The following is a 25,255-nucleotide window of genomic DNA, read 5'->3' on the forward strand; positions in this document are numbered from 1 at the left end:
CAATCAGGTAATATAGAGCTAAATCTTAAAAGTTTAAATCAATGAGTAAGCAAGAAAAAACAACCCACTTTGGCTTTACACCCGTTGCTTGGCATGAAAAGGAAAAAAAGGTTAGAGCTGTTTTTCAATCTGTTGCTAAAAATTACGATTTAATGAATGATCTTATGTCACTTGGCATTCATCGACTTTGGAAGCGCTTTACCATTGAATTAAGTCAAGTTAAACCCGGGCAAACTGTCCTAGATTTAGCTGGTGGAAGTGGTGACTTAACGCGATTATTAAGCCAAAAAGTAGGGGATCAGGGCCAGATTGTTCTTGCCGATATTAACTCTGCCATGTTAAATGTTGGCCGCGACAGGTTAATTAATGAGGGACTTGTTAATAACATTACTTATGTTCAAGCTAACGCTGAAATACTGCCTTTTCATAACAATAGTTTTCATTGTATTACGATTGCTTTTGGCTTGCGTAATGTTACTAACAAAGAAGCGGCATTACGCTCTATGTTTCGTGTTTGCAAACCAGGTGGTAAATTATTAGTCTTAGAATTTTCTATGCCTAATGTCCCTGGCTTAAAAACTATCTATGACTGGTATTCTTTTAATATTTTACCTAAATTAGGTCAATTTATTGCTCATGACGCTGATAGCTATAAATATCTTGCTGAATCAATCCGTATGCATCCAGACCAGGAGAATTTAAAAAAATTAATTGAGGAAGCCGGATTTGAAGATTGTCAGTATTTGAATTTAAGTGGTGGTATCGTTGCTTTACATATCGCCTATAAATATTGAGAACGATATGATTAAAAAATATTCTTTAAAAGCATTACAAACAGCCATTAATAAGGCTCTCTCCTTAGATGAAAGTATGCCTACAAAAATTAAGGCGCTTCACGGCAAAGTAATTGAAATTATTATTGCGCCATTAAATGTTAACTTTTTTATTACTTTTAAAGAAGAGCAACTCTGTTTACTAGAGCGCGTTACAAATGCCCCAGATACCATTATTCATAGTAATCCGCTTGGTCTTATACGCTTAAGTTTTTTGCCTGCATCCAAAGCCCGCTCACTATTTAATGATAAGATGCGGGTGTCAGGTGATATTGAACTAGGTTTAGCTATAAAAAGATTATTTGATGAAATGGACATTGACTGGGAAGGTCATTTAGCGCAGTTTACAGGTGATGTTATTGCTTATCAATTGGGCTCTATGATTAGGCGGGGGGTAGAGTTTAAACGCCAACTTAGTGCCTCATTACAAAACAATATGACTGACTATCTGCAAGAAGAGCTGCGGCTATTTCCTACCCATGAGGAAGTAGAGAATTTTTTTACGGATATTGATCACTTAGTGTTGGACGTCGAACGTTTACATGCTCAAATCAATCTCCTGGATAAGCAATGAAATCCATTAAACAGTTAATACGTTTAATCCATATTAATACTATCTTAGCTCGTAATGGGCTTGATCAAGTTATTGTTTCCATTCGGCTTTTTTCTGCTTTACGATTTATAGTTTATTTAAACCCTTGGAACTGGTTTCGCAAAGAGCAACTTACGCGGGGTGAGGCACTTCGTAAGACATTAGAAGATTTAGGCCCGATTTTTGTTAAATTTGGTCAAGCGCTGTCTACTCGACCTGACATTATTCCTGCCGATATTGCCTTAGAGCTTTGTAAATTACAAGACAATGTTCCACCATTTCCAAGCGAGCAAGCGTTAGCTATTATTGAAGCATCGTTTGGACGTTCAGCCTTTGATGTCTTCGCTTACTTTGATCCACAACCGTTAGCTTCTGCCTCCATGGCTCAAGTGCATGCAGCAAAATTAAAAACGGGTGAAGAGGTGGTAGTAAAGATTTTACGGCCTAATATGCGTAAAATCATTGATCAAGATATCAGCCTTATGTATACCATCGCGTCCCTTGCTGAGCGTTACTGGTCGGAGAGCAAGCGACTTAAACCGCGAGAAATTGTGCAAGAATTTGAGCACAATTTAATAGATGAGCTTGATTTACAACGAGAAGCAGGCAACGCTGGTCAATTACGCCGCAATTTTCCAAATTCGCCGTTATTGTATATCCCTGAAGTTTTTTGGGATTATACCCGCGAAAATGTGATGGTCATGGAGCGAATTCATGGCATACCAATCAGTGATATTAGTGCATTAAAAGCTAATCATGTTGATATTAAAAAATTAGCAGAGCGTGGCGTAGAAATCTTTTTCACCCAGGTGTTTAAACACTGTTTCTTTCATGCAGATATGCATCCGGGTAACATTTTTGTTTCCTATAAGCATCCAGAGCAACCGCAATATATTTGTATTGATTTTGGTATTATCGGTACACTAAATGATAGCGACAAACGCTATCTAGCTGAAAATTTTTATGCCTTTTTTAATCGCGATTATCGTCGAGTTGCAGAACTACATATTGAATCTGGCTGGGTGGCCAGAAATACCCGTATTGAAGAATTTGAAAGCGCCATACGCACTGTTTGTGAGCCTATTTTTGAAAAACCATTAAAAGATATCTCTTTTGCCCAAGTTGTTCTACGACTCTTTCAAGTTGCTCGGCGTTTTAATATGGAAGTCCAACCTCAGTTAATCCTTTTACAAAAAACGCTTCTAGCTATTGAAGGCTTAGGAAGACAGCTTTATCCAGAGCTTGATTTGTGGGCAACAGCCAAGCCATTTTTACAAAATTGGTTAAAGGAGCAATTAGGACCTAGAGCCTTTTTTAGGCGATTACGTGAAAATGTTCCTTTTTTCGTTGAAGAATTGCCTCATATGCCCCGCCTACTACAGGAAGTACTCGTACTTAGTAAAGAAGAGAAAATTCGCTCCTTAAATGAGCTTGCTAATCGGCAACTAGTTAGCTCGAATCAGAGCAATTGGTTTAAAGGGTTAGGCTTCGGTATTTTCATTACTATGCTTATAATAAGTTTACTTAGCTATTTAAATTTACTTAATCCAGAAAAATTAACTCTTACTGCCTTTACTATTGCTTTAATTGGCGGTTTAATTTACGTAGGTAACCTTAATAACAGGAGTTGACATGGGGTTAAGTGGCATTAGTCCATTATCATTATTATTAATCCTCTTAATTATTATTGCTTTATTCGGTACGAACAAATTAAAAAATATTGGTTCTGATTTAGGAAGTGCCATTAAGAGCTTTCGCAAAGCATTAAATGAGGACAATGATGAGAAAAAGTCATGAATATGAGTGAGTTATTAGTTATTATTATAGTAGCCCTGATTGTCTTTGGACCAAATAAGTTACCGATGCTTGCTGAGCATTTAGGCAAATTTATTCGTCAACTTAATTCTCTCAAGATGCAGCTAACTAATTTATGGCAAGCCCAGCTTAATGAACAACAATTGCGCGAGAATCAGCAAAAAGCTGAAAAAGCAGATATCATCTATAAAAATAGGGATTAATTAGCGCAAGCTTACTAGCTAAAGTGTAATCAATATGCCTGTTTGGTTTTTGAACATACATTATTCTATAACTAATGTAACAATAGGATTTTAGATGGGCAAAGCGGATCCCTCAATAACTGAATTTATTGAGCAGGAAGAGAGCTATATTAATCAACTTATTAATGGTAGCCAGCTTATTGAAACTCGGCTTGGCCCCATTGAAATCAACTATAAAGATAGTAATAAAAACCCTATCGATATAAAACAGCAGCTACCTTTAGCGCCAACTATCTTATTGATTCATGGCGGTATGGGCGGACAAGATCAATCAATGATGCTATTTGATTCTTTTTTTGGCCTAGGCTGTAACTTACTTGCTATTTCTCGCCCAGGTTATGGCAATTCGCCTTTACTTGAAAACAAATCAGCAGAACAGCAAGCTGATTTAATGGCAGCCTTACTTGATACCTTCTCATTAAAACAGGTTAGTGTAATAGGATTAAGTGCTGCAGGGCCTTCTCTCTATCAGCTTGCAATACGCCATCCTAGTAAAGTTAGTGCTATTATAGCTATTAATTGTATTTCCATGAATTATCAATTAAGACAATCAGCGCCTGTTATTAGTCAGATTTTATTTAGTGAGCCATTTACCTGGTTAATGCATCACTTATTACGATTAATGCCTAAAGCCACAACATCTCTAATATTACGTGCAAATAGTCTTTTAAACAAAGAGCAGATAAAAGCAGAAGCCGCTCATATTGTTATTGATAAGGCTAAATTTAAATATATTATTCGTCTTTGCAAGTCCATCTTAAATTACGACAGCCTGCGTAAGATTGGTGTTGAAAATGATATTGAGCAGGGCCGCCATTTGACACCTTTAAATTTAGAGAATATCACCTGCCCAACCTTAATTATTCATGCGACAGCAGATGCAGCTGTGCTATTTTATGACAGTGTAAACAGTGCTTCGAAAATTCCTCACTCTGAACACCTATGGATTGAAGGCGGCTCACATTTTTCTTTTTGGCTTAATCAAAATGCTGACCAAATTCAACAAAAAGCTAAAGATTTCATCTTAAGACATATAAATTAATAAGTTTATTTAACGTGAATTTTTCTCTTTTATGTCGAATTTGTTTATTCTTATAGCGACATAAAAAAGCCTTCGTCTCTTTTATATCGAACTCACGTTACTTCAAATGAACCGAAACGTGATTCAGGGCGATGGCAATAAGGGGCTTTATTATGTTTAGTATAATAGTCTTGGTGATAGCTCTCAGCCGCCCAGAAAGTCGTCACTTTCAACAACTTAGTAGCAACATTATAGCCACGACTTTTTAATTTCTGAATGAGCATATCTGCATCCTGAAACTGATCTTCATTGTAGCAGAAAATAGCACTTTGATATTGAGGCCCAATATCTGGCCCCTGGCCAGCTCGTTGAGTAGGGTCATGAATTTCAAAAAACCGTTTAATAATGGCAGAATAATCGACTCTAAATGGATCATATACAACTCGAGCAGCTTCATAGTGGCCAGTTGTACCCTGACACACTTGCTCATAAGTAGGGTCTTGAACAGTGCCACCAATATAACCTACTTCAACTTTTAATACGCCCGGTATAAGTTTTAAAAAATACTCAACACCCCAGAAACATCCACCTGCAACAATAGCTTCTTCCGTATCTAAGACCGTTGTATCTAAAACAAAATCAATAGACGCTGAATTAACACAATGACGTATATTTTTTTGAGTTAAATACTCGCCCACAAAGATATGGCCTAAATGAGCATCACAACGATTACATAAAATCTCTGTTCTCATGCCATCTTTGTCTGGTAATTGTTTAATGGCTTCGTCAATATTTTCATCAAAACTAGGCCAACCACAACCCGAGTGAAATTGACTTTCTGCTCTAAACAATGCCAAACCGCAACGTCGACAAAGATAAGTTCCTCTACCGATTAGATGATTATAAATACCTGTATGAGGATATTCTGTTGCTTTATGACAGATAACACGCTTGGCAAGTGGGGTAAGACTAGCCGTTTTATCTAAATATACAGTCATTTTACACCCCACTTTAAAAATATAACAAACTTCACTTTATACGATTACAAATCTTATCAGCCATATAACCGATAGCACCCGCATAATAGATAGAATTATTATAGCGTAAAATCATCTTATAATTTGGATAAGCTAAGAAAACAGGACCACCATTAGGCTGCACAATACTTGCATCTAGCTCTGGATAAGGCAATGGTTGGCCATCTACTGTCCTAACGCCCATGGCATTCCACTCACTTACTTTTTTGACAATTGATTTACCTTCTAAATTTTTATCAAAACCATTAGGTAATTTAACATGTATACCCCAAGGCTGGCCTGTTTGCCAACCATTTTTCTTCATATAATTAGCAATCGAAGCAAAGACATCAGGCTTACTTAACCAAATATCTTTACGTCCATCTCCATCATAATCGACCGCAAACTGTACCCAGCTTGAAGGCAAAAATTGCGGCTGGCCAGAAGCACCTGCCCACTCACCTTTAAAACGATCTAGCGTAACATGGCCATCATTAACAATGCGTAAAGCAATAAATAGTTCTTTACGAAAAAAATCAGGCCTTGATGAATCATAAGCTAAAGTTGCCAACGATTTTATAACTGGAAAATTGCCCATATAAGAGCCATAACTTGTCTCCATACCCCAAAAAGCAACAATAAAACAAGGATCAACGCCAAAATGTTGGCCTACTTCTTCTAAAAGAGCCTTATTATTTCCATAGTGTTTACGCCCCATCGCAATTCGATAACTATCTGCACGAGTATTTAAATATTTAGTAAACGTTAGGCGGTGCTCAGGTTGCGAACGAGCAAGGCTTTTTACCTGCCGACTAGGTTCACGAATATCAGCAAAGGCTTCATCAAATAATTCTGCTGAAATACCTTGATTAATAGCTTCCTGTCTTACGCTAGCAACCCATTGATTCCAATTCGGGCTAGCCATAACAAAAGGTGAAAAGCAACTCAAAAGCCAGGGCAATAAGTTAAATATCAACTTTTTCATTTTTCTCTCTCATTAATTAGGTAGGTTCTCATGTATTAACCTGATAGCCCATGGTGATATTAAAATATTTATTTATCATGGTAAAAAATAAATATGCAGGATTTATGCCGTAATTTACGCAAAAGTGTTTATTACTACATTTAATTTAATAACTCGGCATTATAGTATAATTTCTTACCAAAATTAAAGCATTTGCCGCAAGGTAGGCCAAATATTATCCAATATTTTTGCTTGAGCTTCTTGATTGGGATGCAAGCCATCTGGCTGCATCGAGTTAGGATTACCTGCAATTCCCTCTAAAAACATAGGAACTAAGGGAACTTGATACTGATTTGCTAAATCAACATAAACCTGTTTATATTGATTTAAATAGGTTGCGCCATAATTGGGTGGCAGTAAGGTGGCAAGTAAAAGCACTTTTGCCGATTTTTCCTGCGATTTAACAATCATCTTTTCTAAGTTACGCTTTATGTCACTAATAGATAAACCCCGTAATCCATCATTCGCGCCTAGTTCAATAATAACAATATTGGGTTTATATTTTGATAATGCGCCTGACAATTTAGCAAGCCCATTTGCAGTAGTATCACCACTCGTACTGTAGTTTACAACTTGATAGGGAGATGATTCTTTTTTTAGCCGTTCATTTAATAGACTAACCCAGCCTTTACCTTCTGCTATGCCGTAACCTGCACTTAAGCTATCGCCAAGAACAAGAATCGTCTTTGCATAAAGTGGTGCTATTATAAAAAGAAAACATATTATATAAAGGAATTTTTTAATCATGATTAACTCTGATGCCATAATTAAATTAGTAAACGTTAATTATAGCATCCCAGTTGATAGTGATACTCTAACAATTTTAGACGCCATTAATCTTACTATTCCTGCCGGTGCAACCATAGCGATTACAGGTGTTTCTGGTTCAGGTAAAACAACCCTACTGAATATTATGGCTGGTTTAGAAAAACCTACTTCAGGCCAAGTTTATTATGGTTTACAAGAAATTAGCAGCCTCAATGAAGATGACCGAGCTAAACTGAGAGCAAGAAAGGTTGGTTTTATCTTTCAATTTTTTCATTTATTACCCAATCTTACTGCTCTCGAAAATGTGATGTTACCCTTAGAAATTAATCAACAAAAAAATCCTGCCCACATAGCTTTAGACTGGCTTAAACAAGTTGGCTTAAGTAACCGAGCAAAACATTATCCAAACCAATTATCTGGCGGTGAACAACAACGCGTTGCTATTGCTCGTGCCTTTGCTCTTACGCCAGCTGTTTTATTTGCCGATGAACCAACAGGAAATCTCGATAAAAAAACAGGACAAGCAATTATTAATTTATTATTTTCTCTTAATCAACAATATCAATCGACCTTAGTCATTGTAACCCATGATGATACTCTAGCAGCTCGTTGCCAACTTCACTGGCCACTTATTGATGGGCATCTACAATGCTAAATTTTCCTTTACTTTATCGAACTCTTTTACGTGAGTGGCGTAGCGGCGAGTTAACCCTATTACTCTTAGCTTTACTTATTGCCATAATCTGCATGAGTACTATCAATAACTTTACTTTCTATATTGAAAATTTACTAAACCAACAGGCAGCGCAAATGTTAGGTGCAGACGCTGTTATTACAACTAATTCATCTATTCCTAAAAGTTGGGAAAAGAAAGCAAAGGAACTTCAATTAAAACAAACCAAAACTATTTCTTTTTTTAGTATGGCCGTGGCAAAGGATAAATTACAGCTTGTCCAGGTCAAAGCCATTACCTCTTCTTATCCTTTAAAAGGATTTATCAAAATTGCATCTCAGCCTTTTGTCTTAACAACCAATGTAAATCACGCCCCGGCATTAGGTCAGTTATGGGCTGAAGCAAAATTACTCTCTCTCTTGTCTGCTAAGGTTGGTGACAAAATTACCATCGGCGAGGCAACTTTTGTGATTAGCGGTATCTTAGTTGAAGAACCTGGACAAACAGGAAATTGGTTTAATATTTCACCACGTGTAATTATTAATCAAGCTGATCTTGCTAAGACTAAAGCCATTCAGACAGGTAGTAAAGTAAGCTATCGATGGCTATTAATGGGAACCGAGCAAAAATTAACTGAATTAAAAAACTCGCTAAATCCACCTTTAAGTGAACAACAGAATTGGCAGGATAAAACAACAAATCCTGCTCTTGTCAAAACGATTGAGCGTACTTTAGCTTATCTAAATTTAGGTATCTTAATGAGTTTAATTTTAGCGGGGATTGCTATTAGCATGGCTATGCACCGCTATAACCAAAGACATCAGAAACATATATCTATTTTAAGATGCTTCGGGGCATCCGAGAAGGATATTTTTCTTATTTACTTAGGCATTATATTTATCTTTGGTTGCCTTACATCCCTAATAGGAATTCTATTAAGCTACGCATTTCAACCTTTTCTTTTCAGCTGGCTAAAAGGTTTATTACCAAACTTTCAAGTTGACTTTAGCCTTAAACCTGCCCTGCTTAGTTTTTCTACTGGCATCTTAGTATTGCTTAGTTTTACAATTCCTCATCTTCTAAGCTTACGTAAAATTTCAGCTATCACATTATTTAAATCCCAATATCAGGTGAATAAATATTCTTTCTTAAATTATCTTATTGCATCTTTAGTGTTATTTAGTCTTGCTTACTTATATATTCGTTCCTGGCAGCTAATTGTTATTGTTTTTATAGGATTAATATATTTTACCATTTTTGCGTTAAGTCTATTAGTGATAACCAATTTCTTTATTAAACTTATAAAAAATAAAATTTCCTTTGTCTGGCGTTTTGGCTCCACAAGTATAAATCGTAATTTAACTAACAGTTTATTACAATTAATAGGGATAGGTTTGGCACTAGCAGCACTGCTAACCTTAAACTTATTTAAAACCAATCTAATTAAAAATTGGCAACAACAATTGCCGGCAAATGCAGCTAATTTTTTTGTTATTAATATTCAGCCGTCGCAAACAGCCAGTTTCTTAAATTTTCTTAAACAAAATCAGGTTGAAAACGTCATTTTATATCCTATCGTAAGAGGACGATTAATTACTATAAATGGGGTAGAAGTATCTTTAAAATTAGGTGATAAAGCAAAAGATATTAATGCGCTACAAAGAGAATTAAATTTATCTTGGTCAAAACAATTACCTGAAGAAAATAAAATAGTTCAAGGTAGTTGGCAAACGAATCAATTCGATTGGATTTCTATTGAAGAAGGATTAGCGCGGCAATTAGGTGTGCATGTAGGCGATAAATTAGGATTTCGTATAGAAGGACAAACGCTTATTACCTCCATTACAAGTATTCGACAAGTAAATTGGACAAGCTTTAAGCCTAATTTTTTTATATTATTTAATCCTGCCCTATTAGCTAATTTACCTAAAACATACCTAACTAGTTTTTATCTACCTGAAGAAAAACAAAATCAGTTAGTGAATTTAGTAAGGCAATTTCCTGGTATTACCATCATTGATCTTGCAAGTACTATTAAAAAGGTTCAGACAATTTTCCAAAATATAAGTAAGGCTATTAATTTAATTACTCTATTTAGTCTATTAATAGGGATAATTATCGCTATTTTAGCGATGCTTGCTTTCAATGATATTAAGCAGCAAGAAATCTATATATTAAAATTGTTAGGCGTGCAGAAAAAAGCACTTTTTTGGATTAGAAGTAGCGAATCAGCTATCATTGGTTTTTATGCAGGTTTACTTGCTATAATTTTAGCAATTTTAATAAATTATTATTTTAATATCGTTGTTCTTAATTTCACTTTTCAAATACCCTGGGCACTTTTAATCCTAGTACCTGCGCTAACTAGCCTTGCAAACATCTTAATTAACTATAAAATTATTCACCTTCAAGCTAAGTAATTAAATGAACCCATTTAAATAATTTATAGAAATTTTTTATGATTATCTTATATATTCCTTTTGAACGCGCCAACAGTGGAGACCTTGGCATAAAAGCGCAAATATGGAGAAATAACTATTTTTTACACACGTCAGAAAAGATAAAGATTATCTACTACCAAGATGACTTTAATCCTGATGAAATTGAGCTAAACAGTGAAATATGTATCTTAGCGCATGGTGATTATAGCGACCCTGATATTTTAGCCAACTGTCCTTATGAAGATAAAGCTTCAATCATTAATATTGACTGCCTTGTTTCACGATTTGAATTTGATTTCTTAAACATAATTCACCATATTTGTAAAATTTATCTGTATTGCTGTGGCACGCAACAAAAGAATCATTTAATGGCAAATCAGTTTCAACAATCTTTATTAAGATCTGAACATACTAATATACATTTTTATCAAGGCAAACTTTATGCCCCTGATGAACTAGGAAGATTTTTAACAGAACAAGATGACAAGATTGTTTCAGCTATTCCATTTAGACTTCCTTCTTTACAAGATGAAGAGCTTTATCCTGAATTAGACCGTCTTTCTGTTAAAGAAGTTACCACGTTAACCCATGCTAATTTTTTAGAACACTTAAGGCAAAGTGCCCTAAATAAAAGTAAGCAAATAAGATATAAAGAAATCTGCGCCGCCAGAAGCCTAAAGTTCGGATCAGAAAATATCAGCTCTACTAGTGAGGATGTTTTAAATTCACCTAGCAGAAGGCAAACATTTTTTTATCCTAGTCAACTAACTGCTGAGGAACCAGAAGCTGATAAAGCAACTTACTTAATTAGTTAAATAAACCTTTAAAGGTTTAAATTAAGTAGTATAATTTGCTATTTTAAGCAAGCGCTTGTAAAAAAATTCACTTAAAACACTTCACAAGGATGCAGAGCTTACAAACTAAGTCTATTATTTAATTTACCCTAATTAATTAAATTAAAACAATGACATTACTTAAACTTGATGTCGAATTGTTTTATTCTGCTATTATTAATGCTTGCCGATCAATTATTGATCATCGCGAGACATTAAATGCAATTAATGTGTTTCCTGTCGCCGATGGTGATACAGGTAATAACATGGCAGCAACAGCTCAGGCTATCATTAATCATGCGGTGCTTAAGCCTACTTTTTCTGAAACGTGTCAATCCTTAGCAAATGCTGGTATTTTGGGCGCTCGTGGTAACTCTGGCATGATCTTATCTCAATTTTTTAATGGCTTTTTAGAGTCACCCTTACCTAATACATTAGAAACCATCGATTTTGCTAATTTGATTAAAACGGCTTGTATTAGTGTTCGGAAAGCCATCGTTAATCCTGTAGAAGGAACAATTCTAACAGTGATGGACGCATGGGCTAATAGTTTAATGGATGAAGCGCTACATATTGCTTGCTTTAACATTCTTCTACAAAATACTAAAGATGTAGTTGATAAAGCGCTAGCGTCAACTATGCAGACGCTTCAATTACTTAGAGAATCGCATGTGGTTGATGCTGGCGCGTTAGGCTTTAGTTTTTTTATTCAAGGCTTTACGGAGTTTTTAGCAAATCCAACTAAAAAACCAGAAAAAGTAGATTTTAATTTTGATCAAAACTTACACGAGTTCCCTCATCATAGCAAACCGCCAATAAACCGTTATTGTACTGAAGCTTTATTAGCAGGAAACAACCTGAGCCAAACAAAATTAACTCATCTATTAGGTGATTTGGGTGATAGTATGGTTATTACTGTAAATCAAAATTTATGTCGTGTTCACATTCATAGTAATGATCCGCCCACAATTTTTACTAATTTGCGCCAAATTGGAAAAATCCAATATTCCAAAGTAGATGACATGCTGCGACAATATCAATCCATTTATGAAAAAAAACATCCAATTGCTTTAGTAACTGACTCAAGTGCTAGTATTCCTCAGCAACTATTAGATCAACATCAAATTCATCTAATACCGCTTAATGTTCAATTAGATGGACACGATTTATTAGATAATTATTGTTTTGACGCTAATCATGTTTTTAACATTCTAGCAACATTAAAAACCTACCCCACCACCTCGTCACCTACCTATGCTTCTATAAATGAAAAAATTAGTTATCTTGCCAAAAATTATGAACAAGTTCTTATTCTTAGTGTGGCTCAGGCATTAAGTGGCACTTATAACGCCATATTAAATGTTGCCAAGCACTACTCTAATGTTCATGTGATTAACACCTGTCATGTTTCTGGCAGTCAAGGATTATTGCTAAGTTATGCTGCTGAGTTAATCAAGCAGAAATTATCTATTAATGAAATTAAAGAAGCTTTATTAGAGAAAATCAGTAAAACCTACTTTTTTATTATGGTCAATCAATTTGATTCTTTAATACGTTCGGGCCGCGTAAGTAAATTAAAAGGAAGATTTGCACAGTATACTGGGGTAAAACCTATTATTTCATTAGATAAAGAAGGTAGAGTGATTCTTATTGATAAGGCATTTAACGAAATTAAAGCCTTAAGTAAGCTTGTTATTAATGTTAGTACACTAATGCAGAGCAATGAATTAGATAGTTATTGTATTATTCATGCAGGCGTACCGCAAAAAGCAGAAGAGTTTGCTTGGATGACTACTGAAGCATTTAAAAAAGAACCTTTATTTATTGATCCTGTATCAATTGCCATCGGTTTACATGCCGGCAAAGGATGTATTGCAATTGCCGCTATGCTTAAATAGTTTTTAGATTTGCAACAGCGTTGTCTAAGTAGCCAGTTTAATAGCAAACCGTAGAGAGGAACAAAAGATATTAAACTTATTAGAATTTTAAATCCTAAATCGACAGTCGCAATTTCTAACCAGTGGGCGTTTAAGTAAGAATTACTACTGTGATAAAAGGCAATAAAGAAAAAACAAAAAGTATCTAAGAAATTTCCAAAAATAGTGGCAATACTTGGCGCCATCCACCATGGATTATAGTGTCTTAATTTCTGGAAGAAAAAAATATCTAATAATTGACCTAGGACATAGGCCAAAAAACTCGCCATGGTGATTCTTAAGATAAGTAAATTTAAAATTCCCAAGTGTCCATATTCGAGCCAATTTGAAATAAGAAAGGATAAAATTAAGCCAGGTAGCATGGCGACATAAATAACGTGACGTGCTTCAGAAGCTCCTATAAGCCGCGTTGTTAGATCAGTACAAATAAAGATTAAAGGATAAGAAAATGCGCCCCAAGTTGTATGAAAGCCTAACAATGTAAGTGGATGCTGCACGAGAAGATTGCTAAGACTAATAATGAAAATATGGATTAAAGCAAGACCTATTAGCTTAAAGTACATATTATTTAAATAAATAAAAAAAGAGAACTATAGTCTAACTAAATTAGATTATCCAATGTATTATCTGAATTATTAATTAAAGTATTCTGCTTAAGAACTTGCAATTCTCTTGCCATCTCTAAGGTTATAATCTTTTTTAAATTAATCACTGCTGCTACTCGTGAAGGATGACTAACGTTTTGGCGCTCATTAAGCCAGACATGAATACCCTCCATAATTTTTTGTAGAGCATCCAGATTATCAATAATTACATTCGTTGAATACCAATAAATAAGCTCGTCTAATTCCTTAGTTGCTTTAGTACGCCAACTAAAAAATCCAAGATTACTTTTAGCTTTCCACCAATAATAAAGGCTTTGTTTGTTTAATTCCAATTGCTGATTAGGTTCCTTTAAACCTAAATCTTTCATGGCGCCAGAGACAGTTTCTTGATACTTAATGGGTAAATTTACATCAGTACAGTTAGAAAAATAAATTCTTTCTTCAAGCCAACTTTTTAAAATTTCAACTTGTATGCTTCGATGAGAGGATCTAAAACGAATAGCGTGTATTGACTCCCAATTCGATAATTGAGTATAAAGCACCTTTAATTGATCTAATTTATACTCATAAACCCCATTTTTTACTTGAATATCCAATGCTGCTATTGTTTTATCTAGTAAATGAGTTTGATAAGTTGCCAGCCCTTTAAATTTTGTATATTCATCTCGAGTACTTATCCACCATTGTTTTATACTAACTATTTTTAGTGTCTCTTGAAGTTCTTCATTTGTTCTATTAGTTTTAAAGAAGTACATTGTAAGCAACAATTGCAATCTTCGCGCGATCATAATTCCATTTTGATTTAATTACAATATATTACTTATGTGTTAAAAATAATAAACTCTTAATTGAATTAATATTGGACAATAAGGGTATTTTTTGTGTAAAATAAGGCTTTAAACAACCAATTTTAGGATAAAGTATGCCAGTTACGTTTTTTGAATCTTACAAAACCTCAGAAGCGGGTCTAAATGCTCATAAATCTAGCGCACTGACTCAGATCGTATCTAGTCTTGCTTCTAATACATCGAGAAATAAATTTAATCCAACTTTACAAATCCCCCAAAAACTTGTTCAAGCAATTATTGAGTTTTCAACCCTCTTTCGCTCAGATGTTGAAACGATTGAAAAAGTGCAAAATGGCCTGCTAGCATTACTCGCTACAGCACAATTAGGCTTGGCAACTACCTTATTCTTTCAGAATCAAACCTGCGAAGATAATTCTGAGCCCATTTGTCAGAGTACTTTTTTATTAGAAATTTTCTATACAAGTCTTTTATCATTAGGATGGGGCGTAAGTGAAATTGCAGCGGCTATGCAACAAGCCAACTTGAGGTTACCAACAACCCCAGGCTTGGGCGCTAAGAAAGTAGCTGCATTTACGCAAATAATTGGTAACTTTATTGCTAATCTGAGCGATAACATTACACCTATTGTGCAAATTCCCCAAAAAATTATACAAACCATTACGGGTTTCTATGCTGCTTTTCGTTCTGATATAGAAACAAAAGAACGGCTACAAAATGGCGCCCTAGGTTTACTTGCTGCAGCGCAATTAGTTTTAGCCATTATAATTTTTACTCAAGATAAAAATTGTGAAGAAAATAATGTTGATTCCCTTTGTCGCGCTAGCTTCTTATTAGAAGCTTTTTATGCAGGTGTTTTATCATTAGGATGGAGCGAGGGTGAAATAAAGGCACAAATACAGCGAGCGCAACAAGCTTTAGCAGCACCAGCAAACAACATACAACAGCCCCAAGTTGTTATTCCTGTGGCTGCGCAACCCCCTCAACAGCAGCCACAACAAACAAGAAGTAGCTCATGTAGTATTATTTAGGAAATAAATTAAGCGTTAGTCAAAATTAACTAGCGCTTAATAAATTTTATATAACAGATTATTTATTGATATTTTCTTAATTAACGTGAGTTCGACATAAGAGAGCTAAAAGCTCTTTTATGTTGCTAAACGAACATTATCCCGTAAAATGCGAAGTATTTGTACGGGATCTAGGTCAAAATAGACAAATTCCAAACAAAGCTGCCTTGGAATTTAAAGATTACTCTTCGACTTTAATATCAATTTTCTTTTCAAGAGCGGTTTTCTTTTTAGGGATGGTAATTTCAAGAACCCCTTGTTTGTATTTCGCGCTTATTTTAGCATCGTCTGCAGTTTGTGGTAGACTAAAGCGGCGGCAAAATTGTCCTTGAACACGTTCTACCCGCGTATAACCATTTTTTTCTTCAGTTTTGTCGAAATGCCGTTCTCCCTGAATCGTTAATAAATTATTTTCAAGTGAGATATGAATGTCTTCTTTATTAACACCAGGAATATCAGCAATAACAATAAATTGGTTTTTCTCTTCTTTAATATCTACTGATGGTGCCCAAGCACTTGTTGCAACGAAAGAAGAGTCGTCTTGCTGACCTCTTAAAAAATTATCCCATAAAGAATTGATGTCTCGGTATAATGATGGAAAATAATCACTACGTTTTAAATTGTTCATACTTAATTCCTCCTTCATGAAAGATGATATGCCTATAAATATTAATTATTTTGCAAAATTCAAGGGGTAAGGAAAGAATTTATGTCACAAATCAGCTAAAAATTAAAAGCCGTGCCATAAGAATTATACATAGCAGCACCCCTAGAACTATTTTAAAGCTAACAAAAACGAAGTTATAATTTTCATATGCAACTCCATTTGTCTAGAGAGCATTAACCTTTGCTCGCTTTATTAAGAATAGGACAAACTCTGGATGTTGCAAACTTAAGTAGATTGAATAAATCATTCACTACGTAAAGAAACGATAGGTTCCATTTTAGCTGCCCGTTTAGCAGGATAAAAACCAAAGAAAATACCTGTCGCAACAGATACAGCAAATCCAGCAACAGGTGGTAATAGGTAGAACATAAATGTCCAACCACTAAAATAAGCAACGCCTGCTGTAAATAGTAAGCCTAAAATCACACCTAAGATTCCACCTAATAACGATAGAATAACCGATTCCACCAGGAATAACAGTTGAATTTCTTGGTTACGAGCTCCAACTGCTTTACGAATGCCTATTTCTTTTTTACGCTCACTAACAGAAACTAACATGACATTCATCACGCCAATACCACCCACTAATAAAGAAATACCACCAATGACTGCTAAAAGCAGCGTAAAAATACGACCTTGACTTTCCATACTGGCAATAATCTGTTTAGCACTACGAGGAAATACACTCATTTTAGGCGCATAAGAAGTGATATAATGCTTAAGCTCTGCAATGACTTCATCAATTGGGCTGTTAGGCTTTAAAAGCATAATAGCATTATTAATTTTACTATCCTTACTAATTAAAGCAATGCCTGAAATAGGCACGATTACCGCTTGATTAATGTCTTCATTAAAAAAACCACTCTCCTGCCACGGCTTGGTAATACCAATAATGGTATACATCGCTTGGCCTATACGTAATTGTTTACCAACAGGATTATCTAAGGTGATCTGCTTTAACTGCCCTGCAAGTCCACTGCCTATAACGCAATAGTGTTCAAATGATTCAACAAAAGAAACAAAATGACCTTCAGCCATATCAATATGAATAATGCGAGCTAACGCATCATCAGCCCCAACAATCGCACCTCTTAAAGGAAATCCTTGAAAACTTATTGTTTGATAAGCTGTGGCATAAGGTGCTATTTCTTTTACCGCTGAAATCCTATCAGGGATTTGCCGCCATACTGCTAAAGGCACTTCGTTGCCGCCACTTTGAGAATTTTGTTTTTGCTCTTGTTGAAATAAAGAAACAGCAAGTAAGTCAGTCCCAAGCGCTTTAAACTGAGCTAAAGCTTTTTCAGTTGCAAGTTGGCCACAACTGATTAATGCAACAACAGCAGCAGTTCCAACTAAAATGCCTAACACAGCAAGAAAAGAGCGTAGTTTTGCTGCATTTAAATTAATGACCGCTTGTTGGCAATGACTTAATAAACTCATGACTTACTCTCAGCGACAATTTGGCCGTCTACTATGGTAATACGTCGACTACATTGTGCAGCAACTTGGTTATCATGAGTTACCATAATAATAGTTCGACCTTCAGCGTGCAAAGTTAGAAACAAATTTAAAACCTCAGTACCTGTTCTTGAATCAAGCGCACCTGTTGGTTCATCAGCAAGAATAACTTGGGGTTCGCCTACTAAGGCGCGGGCAATTGCCACCCGCTGTTGCTGTCCACCGGATAGTTGAGTAGGGCGATGCTCGGCAAATGCTGCCATACCAACCCGCGCCAAAGCTTGCATAACCCGCTCGTCTATCTCAGCGGTATTAATATTGTTTCTGTAAATTAGAGGTAGTGCTACATTTTGCTTCGCTGTAAAGCGTGACAAAAGATTAAATTGTTGAAATACAAAACCAATTTGTAGATTACGCAGCGCCGCTAACTCGTCTTGATTGAGTGCTGCTACATTACGCTGATTAAGGAGATAAGAGCCGCTGTCACCTTTATCAAGTAAACCAATGATATTCATTAAGGTTGATTTACCTGAACCTGAGGCGCCAACAATAGCTAATAACTCGCCAGAGTCAACAGATAAGGAAACTTTTTTTAATACCTGACTTGTTACTCCTCCTAGAGAATAATTTTTAACTAATTCCCTGATCTGTATAAGTGGCTTATCCATCATAGACTACTGTATCACCTATTTTTAAGCCCGATTCGATAATCACCTTATCTGCAAGGGCCGGACCTGTCGCTACTTGACGTGTTGCAATTCTACCCTCTGCAAGTACTCGCACTACGCTGGCACCCTTCTCGCGTTTTATAGCAGCAATGGGAATAACTAATTGATTATTTTCTTCAAGAGAAAGTTCAATAGCAGCGCTCATTCCTACCTTAACTAGTGCTTGTTGCTTGGCTGTTAGCTGTTTAACTTCAACAATAGCGTTAAAAGAAGGCAGTCCATTACTGCCTGTACTTGATGCTTGTGCATTAATAGCAACTACTTTACCTGCCAAGACCTCTTTACCCAAAGCAACACCTGTTATTTTGGCTTGCATACCAGGTTTAATCTTATCAATATCAATTTCAGGTACATCAATTTCTACACTAATCCCACTTAGATCACCAATTAAAGCAATAACCTGCCCTGCTTTGACTGCTGATCCTACTTTTAAGTGACCTGATTTTTCTTCACCTGTTTTAGGAGGAGAAAGCAATATACCTTGAGCAGGCGCTTTTAAATGAATGAGGTTGTGATTCCTTGTTAAAGCCTCTTTAACTTTATTAAATTCTGCAATACTTAAAGTCGATAAACTTTTAGCATCAGTATCATCTATTTTATCTAGCATCTCTGTTAACTTACGGGTTGACTGCATCAGTGCAACACGTGCTGTATCTAAACTTGACTTCTCACTTAAATAATTATTTTTAGCAATTAGACCTGCTTTCCACAGTTCATCTGTACCCGTAAATTTAGCTTTCGCAATAGTAAAATTATCTTTCGCTTTCAAGTAATCAGTTAAAATTTCATTATATTGCTTTTGTAACTCTGTCGAATTTAAAGTAATAACTACCTCATCTTTTTTAACTGCTTGTCCATAGCTATAATTCATCGTTTCAATTACAGCATCCATTGGACATGTAATCGCACTTTCATGAAGAGGCTGAATAGTACCTGTAAAATACAATGTTTTATGAACAGGTTCTGCCTTAACAGTATAAGTCTGTTGTTTACTTGCTGTAGGCTTATTAGAGCCACTACAGCCTATTAGTAGACTTGATAATAATGCAATTGTTACTGTTGAAATAATTTTCATTGACCGTACCTAAGCTTAATCTGCCATTCATCTAAGGTTGTACCTAATAAGCGCTGCAGGGCTGAGAGTTGGTTAAGGTAAGCTATTTTAGCACTAATTAGCCCTGCTTGGGCTTGTATCAGTTGATTTTGGGTATTACTTACATCAAGCGCTGTCGCAATACCAGCTTGCAATTTTTTCTTTTCTAATTCATAAGATTGCCTAGCTAATCTAACCTGCTTTTCTGCTAATCGATACTGTTTAGCTTGGCTTTGGATGGCATTGATGGTATTGGTAATTGTGGTAATAAGCGCACGTTTTGAGGCAATTAAATTTAATCTATCTCTTTCTAGCTTAACTTTAGCGTTAATTAATTGACTGCGCCGACTGACATCATTAATAGGGATATGAAGAGATAAACTTATTGATTCATTTATATTACGACCATTATAAATGCCTCGTAAGCCTCGATTAAGGCCTGTTACATCGGACGTTGTACCGGATTGAATACCACCGCTTAAGTTAAGTTCCCAGAGTTGATCATTTTTAGCCAAATTATAAGCTCTTTCATCTGCTTTCAAGGCCATTTTTTGCGCTAAATATTGGCTATTATGATCAAGCGCAATATCAATAGACTGCTGCAGATTGGGTACTTTAACATGATCTAAATTCACGTCACTAGGTACAGCAAGGTGCATATTTGGATCAAGACCAATTGTTTGTAATAAATCTTGCGCTGCTGTTTTAAAATCATTTTCTGCCTGTTCAACCATTAAGCTTAATGACTCAATTTGATAAGATTGTTGGATATTGCCCGTAGGTTCTAGTTGCCCTGCTGCAATTTTCTTTTGATTAATTTCAAAAGTTCGGCGCGCTTCTTCTAATTGACGACGCTGATTTTCTAAGTTATTGCCACTTAAAATTAAGTTACGATAAGCACTAATTACTTGCGTGATTTGATCAATAATAGATTGCTTTAAGCTAATTTTACTTATGAATTCTGCATCACGCGCATCTAATAATCTCGCTTCATTAATATTTTTACCAAAACCTCGTAATAATGGCTGGGTAAAAGAAAAATTAAGTACGGGCGTAAAAGTATTATAGTTAGGTACATTATTATCTATACCTACATTTAACGTTGTTCCATATTTAGTTCTTAAGGATACCTCTGGCGAAACATAGAGAGATTTATTGACACTATGGCCTACACCACTAAAACGATTATTCTCAATAGAAGCAGCCCCTTCTAAAGCATACTGCAATTCAAATTCATTATTTGCTAGACGCAACTGGTAGCGCTGGATAATTCTATCAAGCTCAGCATTCTGAATATTAGGGTTATAGCGTAAAGCCAATAAAATAGCTTCTCTTAAACTTAAGCGTTGGATTTTCTTATTTCTTATATTGGGTGCAGTCGGTAATTCAACCCAATTTTTGAGCATATATTCAGGATTAGCAATCGCAGTTTCTAAACGTTGACTTGCCTGGCTAACCTCTAGGGCTTCTTGTTTAGGCGCTTCGACCCAACGATATAATGAGCTATTTTCTTTAGGGGAAGTTGTTATAGGAGCAGCATAAAGATTAAGCCCCCCTAAAACCATAGCTAAGGCCCAACAAAGCACTAAACGTATTAACCTAATGTTTAACAAAAGCATCAAACCTTAATAGACTTCATGGTTAAATTTAAATCATATCTTGCTGCACTATACCATTTTTAATCTTGGTGACAAGCCTAGAGTAAGACTTAAAATTCTAAGTATAACGTCAGCCACTAAATTTTAGACAAAGCGCAAGTGAGCGAGGCGAAGGAGTGTATAACTAAGTACATGACTGAGCCGAGCAAGCTTGCAACGAAGTATAAAGCTTAGTAGGTGACGCTATACAATAAAAACTATTCTTTCCTAGAATGACTATGACATAATCAGTGTCTAAATGATTTGCTCTCAAATAATATGAAGTATTCTGACCTGCGGGATTTTATTGAACAGCTTGAAGCGCGTAACTTATTAAAGCGTATTGATTACCCTGTATCGCCCTATCTCGAAATGACAGTAGTCAGTGATAAAGTTCTAAGGACCCAAGGGCCGGCGCTGCTCTTTACCCAACCTAAACAAGCCTCAATACCTGTATTAACCAATCTTTTTGGAACAGTAGAACGTGTCGCATTAGGCATGGGTGAAGAAAGTATTACAGCTTTAAGAGAAGTAGGTAAATTGCTAGCTGCATTAAAAGAACCCGAACCACCAAAAGGGTTTAAAGATGCCTTTAATAAATTGCCTCTTTTAAAACAAGCTTTAAATATGGCACCAAAATACGTCAATTATGCGGCCTGTCAAACCCATGTATGGGAAAAAGATGAAGTTGACTTGTATCGCCTACCAATTCAGACTTGTTGGCCAAAAGATGCCGCACCCTTAATTACTTGGGGGTTAGTAACAACTAAAGGCCCTGATAAAGCGCGAGAAAACATGGGTATTTATCGTCAGCAAGTGCTAGGTAGAAATAAACTGATTATGCGTTGGTTGTCTCATCGAGGCGGCGCCTTAGATTTTCAAGCCTGGCAACAAGCCTATCCAGGCGAGCGTTTTCCTATTGCTGTTACATTAGGTGCTGATCCTGCAACCATCCTTGCTGCAGTAACGCCCATTCCTGATACCCTATCTGAATATGCTTTCGCAGGACTTTTACGTGGCCAACGTACCCAATTAACACGTTGTATAGGTCATGATTTGCACGTGCCAGCCAATGCTGAAATTGTATTAGAAGGCTATTTAGAGCCAGGTGTTGAAGCACCCGAAGGCCCTTATGGCGATCATACTGGATATTATAATGAAGTACAGTCCTTTCCTGTTTTTACAGTGGAACGTATAACCCATCGTGATCAACCTATTTATCATAGTACTTATACTGGCCGCCCACCTGATGAGCCTGCTATCCTAGGTGTGGCTTTAAATGAAGTATTCATACCGCTGCTGCAAAAACAGTTCCCGGAAATTGTAGATTTTTACTTGCCTCCAGAAGGATGTTCTTATCGATTAGCAATCGTTACAATTAAAAAACAATATCCAGGTCACGCTAAGCGAATTATGATGGCCGTTTGGTCGTTCTTGAGACAATTCATGTATACAAAATTTGTAATTGTTTGTGATGACGATATTGACGCACGCAATTGGCAAGATGTTATCTGGGCAATGACTACTCGTATGGATCCATTACGTGATACTGTTTTAATGGATAATACACCCATTGATTACTTAGATTTCGCCTCACCTATTTCGGGACTTGGCTCAAAAATGGGATTAGATGCAACGAGTAAGTGGCTTGGCGAAACACAACGTGAATGGGGTGAGCCTATCACAATGGATCATGATATTGTTAAGGCCGTAGAAGCTTATTGGCAACATTTAGGACTATCATCGTGAACCATGCTTTAATCAGTGCGCAGGTTGAGCGTATTGCGCCGCTAACTGACAGAGTCATTAAACTAATACTCTCGCCTAGTCATTACATTGATTATCAAGCAGGCCAATATTTACAAATTTCCTTGGCCAATGACTATTTAAGTTATTCTATTGCTAATGCGCCTTTAGGATCTCATAAATATGAGCTTCACATTCGGCATGTTCAGCAAGACCTTTGTAATCGTGCTCTCTTTGCTGAGATTAAACAGCAAGGTGCCGTTAATATCCGTTTACCTTTTGGCGATTGTCATTTAAATAAATTAAAGACAGATGTGCCTATTCTGTTTATTGCTGGTGGAACTGGCTTTGCACCTATTAAAGCGATGATAGAACAATTATTAGCCACAGGTGACTCAAGGCCTTTTGAACTTTACTGGAGCGCGCGCTCCCAAAGTGACTTGTATATGGATGAAAAAGTTAAGCAGTGGCAGACACATGTTGACCATTTTCGTTATTTTCCTCTTTTATCTAATACCAATTTAAAAGATAAAATTGCTAATTATGTATTTAAGCAACACCCACATGACTTGGATAAATATGAAATTGTTATTGGTGGCCCATTCGATATGGTTTATGACATTCGAGATGTATTAGTCGGCCAAGGAATTCCAATTAATCATATGTATTCTGATGCATTTAGCTTTGAAGCAAAAAAGGAGTAATTTAATGGAAACTGTTTATCAAATTTTAGGACTTATTGGTGCTGGATTAATTATATGGTTTATGTATCGCAGTATTAAATATCGACCCGATTTATTTAGTCGCGACAATTTAAATAAAAGCTTTTTTACTATAGGAATACTAGCTCTTATTCTAATTGCTTTTGTGGGCTTATTAATATTAATGGTTAGAAATACTTAGTGCCTGCTTATATTACTATGATAACGACCTTGTTGTTTTTTAAGATAAGAAGAAAGATTCGGATTATCAATTTCATGTTCAAAAAGATCTAATTGTAAATAGCACTCTTCTACATAAGTCATTTGACTACTGTTATCAACTAGTAGACGATACCAGGGATTGCGAGTGGCAAAATCACGCTTAGTTGCTTGTGGGTTAGGGCGGCCAGAGGCTTGAAATAACGGATCAATATCGATGACGACTGCTCGATAGCCATGTCGCTGATGCACTACACAATCACCAATATTAAACTTCGCCACTTTTTGCATGTTACCTTCCTTTTGATAAGGATAGAACATGTTTTTTATCGGCTATTAGGCTTACAAACTTAAGTATTTTTCTTTCTATAGAAGGCTAAAATAATACCAAGCTCATATAAAATACACAGGGGGACCGCAAGCATAACTTGAGATAAAACATCAGGCGGAGTTAATAACATCCCGAGGGTAAAGGCGCCAACAATAATATAGGGACGAATTTGGCGTAAGTTAGTGATACTTACTAAGTTTAGATGAACCAATGTTAAACAAATGAGGGGTACTTGAAAACAGAAACCAAACAACAGCAACATGCGTGTAATAAAATCTAGCGTACCTGCCATATCAGGCATTATCTTTACAGGAAAAGGCGTTGCTTTAGTAAAAAATTGAAACATAAAAGGTAAGACAATATAAAAGCAAAATAAGACGCCAATAATAAATAAGGAAATACTTAATAAAATACTACTACCTAACTTCTGTCGTTCACGCGCATAAAGCCCTGGTGCTGCAAACTGCCAAATATGGTAAAGCGCGACCGGCGCTGTACAAAGTAAGGCTGTATCAGCAGCTAAATTAAGCGGTGTTAGAATTGGAGAGGTAATTTGAGTCGCAATAATAAAATTGTCAGGTGGTAGAATAGAAATCAATGGCTTTACAAGCCAATAGAAGAGCTGCTGAGAAAAGTAAAAAAATAATAAAAAGAAGCCTAGAAAGATACTTATCACCAGCAGAGCACGTTGTCTTAATTCTAATAAGTGGCTTAACATGAACTCGCTTGATAAGTTAAATTCTAAGTTAGCATAATTTTATTCTTGATAAGGAGCAACCTTTCTTCTGACTATTTAACTTAAATTAAAACAAAGATTGAATTTTATACAATAATTTGTTCATAAATTGATCGTTAGCGATTCTAGTTAGTTATGTCATTAAAAAAATCAGCAGTATAAACTAGGGCCTGTTAACAACGGCTTTATAAGCCCTATGTGTGCTCTATAAACCTACGTGGAACGTAGGCATTTTAAGCGTTTTGAAAAAATGAATTGTCCAC

Annotated in this window: 25 protein-coding genes and 1 pseudogene; 14 read left to right on the top strand and 12 right to left on the bottom strand. The window is 35.9% G+C overall.

The window, feature by feature from the left end; all coding sequences use genetic code 11:
- The first annotated feature begins 41 nt into the window (after positions 1-41).
- The 6 genes from ubiE (at position 42) to ACQUW5_RS11470 (ending at position 4,524) form a co-directional block, all read left to right on the top strand.
- Positions 42-794: a bifunctional demethylmenaquinone methyltransferase/2-methoxy-6-polyprenyl-1,4-benzoquinol methylase UbiE gene (gene ubiE, locus ACQUW5_RS11445; protein WP_444991387.1), complete on the top strand. Its 753-nt coding sequence runs from the start codon at positions 42-44 to the stop codon at positions 792-794.
- 7 nt (positions 795-801) lie between these two features.
- Positions 802-1,407, top strand: coding sequence for a ubiquinone biosynthesis accessory factor UbiJ (locus ACQUW5_RS11450; RefSeq protein ID WP_444991388.1), 606 nt, complete (start codon positions 802-804; stop codon positions 1,405-1,407).
- Positions 1,404-3,056 carry a ubiquinone biosynthesis regulatory protein kinase UbiB gene (gene ubiB, locus ACQUW5_RS11455; RefSeq protein WP_444991389.1) on the top strand — a complete coding sequence of 551 codons (1,653 nt, stop codon included), beginning with the start codon at positions 1,404-1,406 and terminating at the stop codon, positions 3,054-3,056. The genes ACQUW5_RS11450 and ubiB overlap by 4 nt, the downstream gene beginning before the upstream one ends.
- A 1-nt stretch (position 3,057) precedes the next feature.
- Positions 3,058-3,222 (top strand): twin-arginine translocase TatA/TatE family subunit, encoded by a 165-nt coding sequence (tatA, locus tag ACQUW5_RS11460; RefSeq protein WP_444991390.1) that lies wholly within the window; start codon positions 3,058-3,060, stop codon positions 3,220-3,222.
- A complete protein-coding gene (locus ACQUW5_RS11465; RefSeq protein ID WP_444991391.1) occupies positions 3,219-3,443 on the top strand; it encodes a Sec-independent protein translocase subunit TatA/TatB in 225 nt (74 codons plus the stop codon). The genes tatA and ACQUW5_RS11465 overlap by 4 nt, the downstream gene beginning before the upstream one ends.
- A 94-nt stretch (positions 3,444-3,537) precedes the next feature.
- The gene (locus tag ACQUW5_RS11470; RefSeq protein ID WP_444991392.1) at positions 3,538-4,524 is read left to right on the top strand and encodes an alpha/beta fold hydrolase; all 987 of its coding nucleotides are present in this window, start codon (positions 3,538-3,540) and stop codon (positions 4,522-4,524) included.
- Between the two features lie 92 nt (positions 4,525-4,616).
- Here ACQUW5_RS11470 and ACQUW5_RS11475 read toward each other — a convergent pair whose 3' ends face one another.
- The 3 genes from ACQUW5_RS11475 to ACQUW5_RS11485 form a co-directional block, all read right to left on the bottom strand.
- Positions 4,617-5,501 carry a bifunctional methionine sulfoxide reductase B/A protein gene (locus ACQUW5_RS11475; protein ID WP_444991393.1) on the bottom strand — a complete coding sequence of 295 codons (885 nt, stop codon included), beginning with the start codon at positions 5,499-5,501 and terminating at the stop codon, positions 4,617-4,619.
- Between the two features lie 31 nt (positions 5,502-5,532).
- Positions 5,533-6,504 (bottom strand): lytic murein transglycosylase, encoded by a 972-nt coding sequence (locus tag ACQUW5_RS11480; protein ID WP_444991394.1) that lies wholly within the window; start codon positions 6,502-6,504, stop codon positions 5,533-5,535.
- Positions 6,505-6,687: 183 nt separating this feature from the next.
- Complete coding sequence (locus ACQUW5_RS11485) at positions 6,688-7,290, bottom strand: arylesterase (RefSeq protein WP_444991395.1); 603 nt, start codon at positions 7,288-7,290, stop codon at positions 6,688-6,690.
- Between ACQUW5_RS11485 and ACQUW5_RS11490 the strand changes: the two genes are divergently transcribed.
- The 4 genes from ACQUW5_RS11490 to ACQUW5_RS11505 all read left to right on the top strand — a co-directional run bounded on the left by ACQUW5_RS11490 (position 7,289) and on the right by ACQUW5_RS11505 (position 13,156).
- A complete protein-coding gene (locus ACQUW5_RS11490) occupies positions 7,289-7,966 on the top strand; it encodes an ABC transporter ATP-binding protein (protein ID WP_444991397.1) in 678 nt (225 codons plus the stop codon). The two genes, ACQUW5_RS11485 and ACQUW5_RS11490, sit on opposite strands and share 2 nt — an antisense overlap.
- Positions 7,960-10,404 carry an ABC transporter permease gene (locus ACQUW5_RS11495; protein WP_444991398.1) on the top strand — a complete coding sequence of 815 codons (2,445 nt, stop codon included), beginning with the start codon at positions 7,960-7,962 and terminating at the stop codon, positions 10,402-10,404. The genes ACQUW5_RS11490 and ACQUW5_RS11495 overlap by 7 nt, the downstream gene beginning before the upstream one ends.
- Before the next feature lie 38 nt (positions 10,405-10,442).
- Positions 10,443-11,240, top strand: coding sequence for a hypothetical protein (locus ACQUW5_RS11500; RefSeq protein WP_444991399.1), 798 nt, complete (start codon positions 10,443-10,445; stop codon positions 11,238-11,240).
- A 149-nt stretch (positions 11,241-11,389) separates the two neighbouring features.
- On the top strand, positions 11,390-13,156 hold the full coding sequence (locus ACQUW5_RS11505; RefSeq protein ID WP_444991400.1) for a DegV family protein: 1,767 nt from the start codon (positions 11,390-11,392) through the stop codon (positions 13,154-13,156).
- A gap of 20 nt (positions 13,157-13,176) precedes the next feature.
- Here the strand turns inward: ACQUW5_RS11505 and ACQUW5_RS11510 are convergent.
- Positions 13,177-13,758: pseudogene (locus tag ACQUW5_RS11510) on the bottom strand (7-cyano-7-deazaguanine/7-aminomethyl-7-deazaguanine transporter); the annotation flags it as partial.
- Between the two features lie 38 nt (positions 13,759-13,796).
- Positions 13,797-14,555: a hypothetical protein gene (locus ACQUW5_RS11515; protein WP_444991401.1), complete on the bottom strand. Its 759-nt coding sequence runs from the start codon at positions 14,553-14,555 to the stop codon at positions 13,797-13,799.
- 167 nt (positions 14,556-14,722) lie between these two features.
- Between ACQUW5_RS11515 and ACQUW5_RS11520 the strand changes: the two genes are divergently transcribed.
- Positions 14,723-15,637 (top strand): hypothetical protein, encoded by a 915-nt coding sequence (locus ACQUW5_RS11520; protein ID WP_444991402.1) that lies wholly within the window; start codon positions 14,723-14,725, stop codon positions 15,635-15,637.
- A 220-nt stretch (positions 15,638-15,857) separates the two neighbouring features.
- On the opposite strand, the gene ACQUW5_RS11525 is transcribed toward ACQUW5_RS11520, so the two are convergent.
- From ACQUW5_RS11525 to ACQUW5_RS11545, 5 genes are all read right to left on the bottom strand, one after another.
- On the bottom strand, positions 15,858-16,304 hold the full coding sequence (locus ACQUW5_RS11525; RefSeq protein WP_444991403.1) for an Hsp20/alpha crystallin family protein: 447 nt from the start codon (positions 16,302-16,304) through the stop codon (positions 15,858-15,860).
- 282 nt (positions 16,305-16,586) lie between these two features.
- The gene (locus ACQUW5_RS11530) at positions 16,587-17,783 is read right to left on the bottom strand and encodes an ABC transporter permease (RefSeq protein WP_444991404.1); all 1,197 of its coding nucleotides are present in this window, start codon (positions 17,781-17,783) and stop codon (positions 16,587-16,589) included.
- Positions 17,780-18,472 carry an ABC transporter ATP-binding protein gene (locus ACQUW5_RS11535; protein ID WP_444991405.1) on the bottom strand — a complete coding sequence of 231 codons (693 nt, stop codon included), beginning with the start codon at positions 18,470-18,472 and terminating at the stop codon, positions 17,780-17,782. The genes ACQUW5_RS11530 and ACQUW5_RS11535 overlap by 4 nt, the downstream gene beginning before the upstream one ends.
- A complete protein-coding gene (locus tag ACQUW5_RS11540; RefSeq protein ID WP_444991406.1) occupies positions 18,462-19,604 on the bottom strand; it encodes an efflux RND transporter periplasmic adaptor subunit in 1,143 nt (380 codons plus the stop codon). The genes ACQUW5_RS11535 and ACQUW5_RS11540 overlap by 11 nt, the downstream gene beginning before the upstream one ends.
- Positions 19,601-21,241 (bottom strand): TolC family protein, encoded by a 1,641-nt coding sequence (locus ACQUW5_RS11545; RefSeq protein ID WP_444991407.1) that lies wholly within the window; start codon positions 21,239-21,241, stop codon positions 19,601-19,603. The genes ACQUW5_RS11540 and ACQUW5_RS11545 overlap by 4 nt, the downstream gene beginning before the upstream one ends.
- Before the next feature lie 297 nt (positions 21,242-21,538).
- On the opposite strand from ACQUW5_RS11545, the gene ubiD reads away from it, so the two are divergent.
- Genes ubiD through ACQUW5_RS11560 form a run of 3 tightly spaced genes read left to right on the top strand, consistent with a single transcriptional unit; the run spans position 21,539 to position 23,908 of the window.
- Positions 21,539-23,008: a 4-hydroxy-3-polyprenylbenzoate decarboxylase gene (gene ubiD / locus ACQUW5_RS11550; RefSeq protein ID WP_444991408.1), complete on the top strand. Its 1,470-nt coding sequence runs from the start codon at positions 21,539-21,541 to the stop codon at positions 23,006-23,008.
- Positions 23,005-23,709 carry an NAD(P)H-flavin reductase gene (locus tag ACQUW5_RS11555; protein ID WP_444991409.1) on the top strand — a complete coding sequence of 235 codons (705 nt, stop codon included), beginning with the start codon at positions 23,005-23,007 and terminating at the stop codon, positions 23,707-23,709. Before ubiD ends, ACQUW5_RS11555 begins: the two co-directional genes overlap by 4 nt.
- 4 nt (positions 23,710-23,713) lie before the next feature.
- Positions 23,714-23,908 carry a hypothetical protein gene (locus tag ACQUW5_RS11560; protein WP_444991410.1) on the top strand — a complete coding sequence of 65 codons (195 nt, stop codon included), beginning with the start codon at positions 23,714-23,716 and terminating at the stop codon, positions 23,906-23,908.
- On the opposite strand, the gene hspQ is transcribed toward ACQUW5_RS11560, so the two are convergent.
- Together hspQ and tatC are read right to left on the bottom strand one after the other, a co-directional pair.
- Positions 23,905-24,216, bottom strand: coding sequence for a heat shock protein HspQ (gene hspQ / locus ACQUW5_RS11565; RefSeq protein WP_444991411.1), 312 nt, complete (start codon positions 24,214-24,216; stop codon positions 23,905-23,907). The two genes, ACQUW5_RS11560 and hspQ, sit on opposite strands and share 4 nt — an antisense overlap.
- Before the next feature lie 59 nt (positions 24,217-24,275).
- Positions 24,276-24,974, bottom strand: a complete 699-nt coding sequence (gene tatC, locus ACQUW5_RS11570; RefSeq protein ID WP_444991412.1) for a twin-arginine translocase subunit TatC — start codon at positions 24,972-24,974, stop codon at positions 24,276-24,278.
- Between the last annotated feature and the right edge of the window lie 281 nt (positions 24,975-25,255).

The sequence above is a fragment of the Legionella pelazae genome (genome assembly GCF_052527395.1).

Coding starts and splice junctions, on each gene's coding strand:
- ACQUW5_RS11495 (WP_444991398.1), top strand. CDS start 7,960: ATGCTAAATTTTCCTTTACTTTATCGAACTCTTTTACGTGAGTGGCGT.
- hspQ (WP_444991411.1), bottom strand. CDS start 24,216: ATGCAAAAAGTGGCGAAGTTTAATATTGGTGATTGTGTAGTGCATCAG.
- ACQUW5_RS11505 (WP_444991400.1), top strand. CDS start 11,390: ATGACATTACTTAAACTTGATGTCGAATTGTTTTATTCTGCTATTATT.
- ACQUW5_RS11540 (WP_444991406.1), bottom strand. CDS start 19,604: ATGAAAATTATTTCAACAGTAACAATTGCATTATTATCAAGTCTACTA.
- ACQUW5_RS11535 (WP_444991405.1), bottom strand. CDS start 18,472: ATGATGGATAAGCCACTTATACAGATCAGGGAATTAGTTAAAAATTAT.
- ACQUW5_RS11520 (WP_444991402.1), top strand. CDS start 14,723: ATGCCAGTTACGTTTTTTGAATCTTACAAAACCTCAGAAGCGGGTCTA.
- ACQUW5_RS11500 (WP_444991399.1), top strand. CDS start 10,443: ATGATTATCTTATATATTCCTTTTGAACGCGCCAACAGTGGAGACCTT.
- ubiE (WP_444991387.1), top strand. CDS start 42: ATGAGTAAGCAAGAAAAAACAACCCACTTTGGCTTTACACCCGTTGCT.
- ACQUW5_RS11450 (WP_444991388.1), top strand. CDS start 802: ATGATTAAAAAATATTCTTTAAAAGCATTACAAACAGCCATTAATAAG.
- ACQUW5_RS11490 (WP_444991397.1), top strand. CDS start 7,289: ATGATTAACTCTGATGCCATAATTAAATTAGTAAACGTTAATTATAGC.
- ACQUW5_RS11475 (WP_444991393.1), bottom strand. CDS start 5,501: ATGACTGTATATTTAGATAAAACGGCTAGTCTTACCCCACTTGCCAAG.
- ubiD (WP_444991408.1), top strand. CDS start 21,539: ATGAAGTATTCTGACCTGCGGGATTTTATTGAACAGCTTGAAGCGCGT.
- ACQUW5_RS11485 (WP_444991395.1), bottom strand. CDS start 7,290: ATGATTAAAAAATTCCTTTATATAATATGTTTTCTTTTTATAATAGCA.
- ACQUW5_RS11480 (WP_444991394.1), bottom strand. CDS start 6,504: ATGAAAAAGTTGATATTTAACTTATTGCCCTGGCTTTTGAGTTGCTTT.
- ACQUW5_RS11530 (WP_444991404.1), bottom strand. CDS start 17,783: ATGAGTTTATTAAGTCATTGCCAACAAGCGGTCATTAATTTAAATGCA.
- ACQUW5_RS11515 (WP_444991401.1), bottom strand. CDS start 14,555: ATGTACTTCTTTAAAACTAATAGAACAAATGAAGAACTTCAAGAGACA.
- ACQUW5_RS11470 (WP_444991392.1), top strand. CDS start 3,538: ATGGGCAAAGCGGATCCCTCAATAACTGAATTTATTGAGCAGGAAGAG.
- ACQUW5_RS11560 (WP_444991410.1), top strand. CDS start 23,714: ATGGAAACTGTTTATCAAATTTTAGGACTTATTGGTGCTGGATTAATT.
- ACQUW5_RS11465 (WP_444991391.1), top strand. CDS start 3,219: ATGAATATGAGTGAGTTATTAGTTATTATTATAGTAGCCCTGATTGTC.
- ubiB (WP_444991389.1), top strand. CDS start 1,404: ATGAAATCCATTAAACAGTTAATACGTTTAATCCATATTAATACTATC.
- ACQUW5_RS11525 (WP_444991403.1), bottom strand. CDS start 16,304: ATGAACAATTTAAAACGTAGTGATTATTTTCCATCATTATACCGAGAC.
- ACQUW5_RS11545 (WP_444991407.1), bottom strand. CDS start 21,241: ATGCTTTTGTTAAACATTAGGTTAATACGTTTAGTGCTTTGTTGGGCC.
- tatC (WP_444991412.1), bottom strand. CDS start 24,974: ATGTTAAGCCACTTATTAGAATTAAGACAACGTGCTCTGCTGGTGATA.
- tatA (WP_444991390.1), top strand. CDS start 3,058: ATGGGGTTAAGTGGCATTAGTCCATTATCATTATTATTAATCCTCTTA.